This window comes from Vibrio sp. V43_P6S15P86 (assembly GCF_009904725.1).
Lineage (GTDB): Bacteria > Pseudomonadota > Gammaproteobacteria > Enterobacterales > Vibrionaceae > Vibrio > Vibrio diabolicus.
This window is the reverse complement of sequence record NZ_WXWT01000321.1, coordinates 10,998-15,781: the sequence shown is the minus strand read 5'-3', so window position 1 is coordinate 15,781 and position 4,784 is coordinate 10,998. Positions and strand designations below refer to the sequence as shown.

Sequence of the window (4,784 nt, the reverse complement as noted above, 5' to 3'; positions counted from 1 at the left end):
ATGTGATTGATTGCGAAATTATTAACGATTAAAAATTACATTTCTTCTGTGTAAATAATTCATGCTTATATTTTCTTGTTCGTCTTATTTTCACCTCTTGTTTTTATTATTCCTTTAAAAATAACAAGTTACAAACTTGGCACATGGTTTGCTCCTATGGAAATACAACGTCAATAAAGGAGAATTACCATGAATAACATCGCAGCTAAAATTGTACTTACGTCAGTTCTTGCTACTTCATCTACAGCAGTCTTAGCGAGTGATAAATGGGAAAAAGAATCCATGGACGCTTGGCTAGATGGTAAAGCCGAAACTACGCTGCTGCTAAACAGTAACCTTAACTCTTTTGATATCAACACCGATGTTGAAAATCAGGTAGTTACCCTTTCTGGTTCGGTAAACAATGACCTTGAAAAATCGCTTGCCGAAGAGCTTGTAACAGGTCTTGATGGTGTGAAAAAAGTAAACAACGAATTGTCAGTGGTGAATGAAGGTAAGAAAGAAACCGATTCAGAGGCATTAGCCACACTGACCGACTCTAAAATCACGACTATAGTTAAAACGCGCCTACTGATGGATACCAATGTAAGTGGTACGGACATTGATGTAACGACGGAACGTAAAACGGTAACGTTGGCAGGTAAGGTTAATTCAGATGCGGAGCATGATCTTGCACTTTCAATTGCAAATAATACCAATGATGTAAATAAGGTGATTGATAAGCTAGAAGTGGTTCAATAATAACGAGCCGAGTGACCTAACCCAATTTTATTAGGAGGTAAAACTATGGTTCGTTGGATGTTTATTTTTCTGGCTTTGGCACTGGTTTCTGCACTACTAGGTTTTACTGGTATTGCAGGGGCGGCAGCCTCTATCGCGCAAGTGATATTTTACCTATTCCTATTGTCATTAATTGTATCAATAGTAATTGTTCTGCTAGGAAGAAAAAACGTAAATAGATAGGAGATTTCATGCGACTTACGTCATTAATTTACCGTATCGCCGCAGTATTTGGTTTGGTGTTCGCACTGGCTGCTTGTAGTGAAGAAGGGCCAATGGAACAGGCAGGCAAGAAGATAGATGAAGCCGCCGAAGAAACTCAAAATGCGATTGAAGATGAGTGTGAAAATATTAAAGAGAACTTGAACGCAGAAGACCAAGATTGTTAGTCGAGTCAGGTCAGCTTTTTGTTCACAGCAATGTAAGAGAAGGGCGGTCAATCACCGCCCTTCCTTTTATCCCAAGTGTTTACAATCAGATGAGGAGTCAAAGATGAAAAACATATTTGATGTACTAAAAGAGAGTCATGAAAAGCAACGCCTTTTACTCGATGCTCTGATGGAAACGTCTGGAGATTCCCCTGCTCGCGAAGAGTTTTACCTCAATCTGAAGGATGAACTCGAACAGCACGCCGCAGCAGAAGAGCGCTTTTTCTACGCGCCTTTAATCGAGAGTGATAAAACCATCGATCTTACTCGTCATGGCATCGCAGAGCACCACGAGATTGATAAAGTGATTGCGCAGCTTGATGCAACCGACATGAGCTCGCCAGCATGGCTCAACCTCATGAAAACTTTGCGTCACAAAGTATTGCACCACCTCGAAGAAGAGGAGCAGCGTTTTTTCCAATTGGCCGGTAAGGTGATGACCGAGCAGCAGAAAATGAAACTAGCGGATAGCTACGTCGAAGAAATGGCTAGCTAGGTGGAGTATTGGTCCTTTTCGTGCCATTTCGGTACGGGAAGGGGCCCAATCAAAGCGTTTACCAAGCTAATTAGCCTAAACTAAAACCAGCTTATTCTCACTTTCACTAAAAAAGCGCACTCGCTGAAGGCAAGGAGAGCGAATGTTTATCATCAAATATTATATTCTTGGCGCTCTGATCAGTTTATTGGCCGCTATTTATATTCCCCAAATCATGGTTAGCCTGTTGTTCTTGTGGGTATCTCTTTCTTTAGCATTAGTCAGCGTAGCCTACGTTTTCGACATCCCCTCCATTTTTAGAAAAAACCAAGACGGCAAGATTGTCAGATGGATCCGCTGGGCATTCATCCCCTTTTTGCTGGGTGCTAGAGCGTATAATGCCTGGGAAAGACGGCGCGATACCGTGCCCCCTATCCAAAAAGTCAGCGATAATTTATACCTCTCCCGTCGGCTATTTCAGAGTGACTTAGATTTTCTCGAATCCAATGACATCTCTTGTATTGTCGATGTCACCGCAGAATTTGCTGGGCTTGAAAGTGCGATGACCGACAAGCAGTTTCATTACCTTTCGATTCCGGTACTCGACCACAAGGCCCCAACGTTGGAACGCTTGCGTCATGCGATTAACTGGATTGATACGCAAATCTCGTGCTCGCGAGCTGTGGTTGTGCATTGTGCGTTAGGGCGCGGTCGTTCGGTGTTTGTTGTTGCGGCGTATCTACTGAGCAAAGATCCGTCGCTGACGGTTGAATCTGTGATGAAAAAAATCAATGACGTGCGCAGTACCGCGAGATTGAATAAATTGCAGATCAAAACGTTACGAGCGATAAGTGAAAAAGGCGTACTGGGTCTGGATCAATCCACTTGGATGGTGGTTAACCCTGTTGCAGGTGGTGGCAAATGGGAGGAAAACGAACAGCACTTGATTCGTGAATTAACCAAAAAATATCGTTTGAGTATTCATCAAACCACGACAGACCTCAGCGCCGAGCTGCTCACTCAGAAAGCAAAAGAAAGTGGGGCTAAGCAAATTATCGTAGCGGGTGGCGATGGCACAGTGACGGAAGTGGCGAGCCAGTTGGTGGGTACCGACATCAAACTCGGCATTGTTCCGCTCGGAACCGCCAATGCGTTATGTCATGTGCTCTATGGAGTTGGCGCAAAATTCTCACCAGTCGAAAAAGCGTGTGAAGCATTGCTAGCAGGTCACTGCCAACGTATTGATACGGCGGAGTGTAATCAGAGGCTTATATTGTTAGTCCTAGGTATTGGCCTAGAGCAGAAAATGATCGAGCATGCGCAGCGAGAAGAGAAAAACACCTTTGGACAATTGGCCTACTTAACGGGCTTTTTTAACGCGGTGGTGACGGAAGAGACGCAGACGTTGACTGTTGCGATGGATGCGCCATTTGAAGATGAAAACCGCGAAAATGGATCACAAACGCTAGAAGTTCATAGCTTTGTCGTTGCGAACATCGCTCCTTTTAGTACGTTGCTCGCGCAAGGTGGTGGTGCTCCGCAGCCTGACGATGGCAAGCTGCATATCACGTATTTAGATAACACCGAATCTTTAGGCGGACGCCTCATCGCATTGTCTGATCTGACATTAACCAGCGTAGGTGCGCAGGAGGAATCGACTCATTTTCAATACGCGACGGCTCAGAATGTCACTATTTCTGCGAACAAACCGATTGAGTATGTGATTGATGGTGAGCTTTATTCTGATGAGCAATTAGCGATCAAGCTTCGTCCAAAATCGTTGAACGTATTTGTCCCAAGCGGGAGAAGTAAATCGGCTTAGCTTTAAAACAGATAAGCAGTGGATAATGCGCCATTTGCCTAGTGCTTTATAGCGTGCCTTTGTTTACCGGTTTAGTCGTAGTTTTGAAGGAACCAATAAGGTCGCTGCGTAGGTGCAGCGGCTTTTTTATATCGGCATTTTTTGTATCTGAGAGAGCGTCTATTTATCGTTCTCGAAGTGAAAGGAAGAAGGGGGTGAGTATGACTACTCACCCTGGGGTAAGTGCTTTTCAATTTCATCGTTTTCGACTTGTAAAGCAGCTAACCAGTAAGAAACAAGCGCCGTTAAGTTGGTGTCATCAATGGCTCTGAGTAGCGCTTTTAAATCATCTAACAACAACTTGTTCATGAAATGCATTTCTTTGTAATTACCTAGTTCGGCAACGCCGTATTCGGTGGCATTTTCCGCAATGAATTGTTCACCATCTTGGTCGAAGAACAACTTCGCCATCTTTTTGATCATCACTTTTTCTATTTTAACGAATCGATACGCCGCTCTTGCGAGTGTCATATGCGATTTCGGATTAACGAGAGGCAAACACGTTTGGCGATGGTGTGTCATTTTTACGAGTAGCTCCCTTACTCGATTATTATCCAATGTCATACTGACCTCTTTATTTATGACTACCGTGTTGATTACTCGGTTTAGTGTTTTCTAGTTTTGGTTGTATTGAGGTGCCTGTGGCCTTATCAGAAATGGCCAAAACGAGTTGGCCATTTTCTCTGCCAGCGCTTGATTGCAAGGCGACCACTAAGGATTAGCTGATAAGGCTGATGCTGCTGAGCTTTTCTTTACAGCTTTTGATATCACTACGAACTTTCAGTAGAACCGAATTATCCGCTTGCTCTGGGTGGCTAGTAATTAGGTTTTCGATCTCTTTGAGCACCTTGCTTTCAACACCTTCGAGCTGTTCCAAATACATGGACTCTTTGTCAGAAGACACCTCCTTCATCACATCGCTGTATACCTCACGCGCTTTAATGGTGTAGGAAACCGGAGTGTCGTCGGCAGAGTCTTCCTGGTTATTTGCCAATGTGTAGGGAGTAAGCTCAAGCACCGCTCGCTCACGTACTCTAAGCAGTTCTACCAACACATTATTCAAAGAAGTGTTGTCAATGTTCTCAATGGCCTTGTTGTAAATGTCATTTCCGCTCTCGATAAGCTCAATGATTGAGGCGATATTTTCATTTTTCATATCTCACTCCTGATTTGGTTGGTGATGGGAGTGTTTGTACGTATGGGGAACAAACACCGATGTTTCATCTTTAGTTGCAGGTTG

Annotated in this window: 7 protein-coding genes; 5 read left to right on the top strand and 2 right to left on the bottom strand. The window is 43.8% G+C overall.

Translation table 11 applies throughout. The features are described from left to right. The first annotated feature begins 189 nt into the window (after positions 1 to 189). From CAG69_RS14185 to CAG69_RS14165, 5 genes are all read left to right on the top strand, one after another. On the top strand, positions 190 to 741 hold the full coding sequence (locus CAG69_RS14185; RefSeq protein WP_012841234.1) for a BON domain-containing protein: 552 nt from the start codon (positions 190 to 192) through the stop codon (positions 739 to 741). Positions 742 to 786: 45 nt separating this feature from the next. Then, positions 787 to 963 carry a DUF1328 family protein gene (locus CAG69_RS14180; protein WP_012841233.1) on the top strand — a complete coding sequence of 59 codons (177 nt, stop codon included), beginning with the start codon at positions 787 to 789 and terminating at the stop codon, positions 961 to 963. An 8-nt stretch (positions 964 to 971) separates the two neighbouring features. After that, entirely contained in the window at positions 972 to 1,169 is a 198-nt protein-coding gene (locus CAG69_RS14175; RefSeq protein ID WP_048624594.1) for a hypothetical protein, read from the top strand. Between the two features lie 103 nt (positions 1,170 to 1,272). After that, positions 1,273 to 1,704 carry a hemerythrin domain-containing protein gene (locus tag CAG69_RS14170; protein WP_161444789.1) on the top strand — a complete coding sequence of 144 codons (432 nt, stop codon included), beginning with the start codon at positions 1,273 to 1,275 and terminating at the stop codon, positions 1,702 to 1,704. Positions 1,705 to 1,846: 142 nt separating this feature from the next. Next, positions 1,847 to 3,505, top strand: coding sequence for a diacylglycerol kinase family protein (locus CAG69_RS14165; RefSeq protein ID WP_161444787.1), 1,659 nt, complete (start codon positions 1,847 to 1,849; stop codon positions 3,503 to 3,505). 204 nt (positions 3,506 to 3,709) lie between these two features. On the opposite strand, the gene CAG69_RS14160 is transcribed toward CAG69_RS14165, so the two are convergent. Both CAG69_RS14160 and CAG69_RS14155 read right to left on the bottom strand, forming a co-directional pair. Further along, positions 3,710 to 4,108: a hypothetical protein gene (locus CAG69_RS14160; protein ID WP_161444785.1), complete on the bottom strand. Its 399-nt coding sequence runs from the start codon at positions 4,106 to 4,108 to the stop codon at positions 3,710 to 3,712. 154 nt (positions 4,109 to 4,262) lie between these two features. After that, positions 4,263 to 4,700, bottom strand: a complete 438-nt coding sequence (locus CAG69_RS14155) for a DUF2383 domain-containing protein (protein ID WP_005394423.1) — start codon at positions 4,698 to 4,700, stop codon at positions 4,263 to 4,265. Positions 4,701 to 4,784 lie beyond the last annotated feature (84 nt).

Bases quoted from the DNA above. Each gene is read 5' to 3' on its own strand.
- CAG69_RS14185 (WP_012841234.1), top strand. From the start codon at position 190: ATGAATAACATCGCAGCTAAAATTGTACTTACGTCAGTTCTTGCTACT.
- CAG69_RS14180 (WP_012841233.1), top strand. From the start codon at position 787: ATGGTTCGTTGGATGTTTATTTTTCTGGCTTTGGCACTGGTTTCTGCA.
- CAG69_RS14175 (WP_048624594.1), top strand. From the start codon at position 972: ATGCGACTTACGTCATTAATTTACCGTATCGCCGCAGTATTTGGTTTG.
- CAG69_RS14170 (WP_161444789.1), top strand. From the start codon at position 1,273: ATGAAAAACATATTTGATGTACTAAAAGAGAGTCATGAAAAGCAACGC.
- CAG69_RS14165 (WP_161444787.1), top strand. From the start codon at position 1,847: ATGTTTATCATCAAATATTATATTCTTGGCGCTCTGATCAGTTTATTG.
- CAG69_RS14160 (WP_161444785.1), bottom strand. From the start codon at position 4,108: ATGACATTGGATAATAATCGAGTAAGGGAGCTACTCGTAAAAATGACA.
- CAG69_RS14155 (WP_005394423.1), bottom strand. From the start codon at position 4,700: ATGAAAAATGAAAATATCGCCTCAATCATTGAGCTTATCGAGAGCGGA.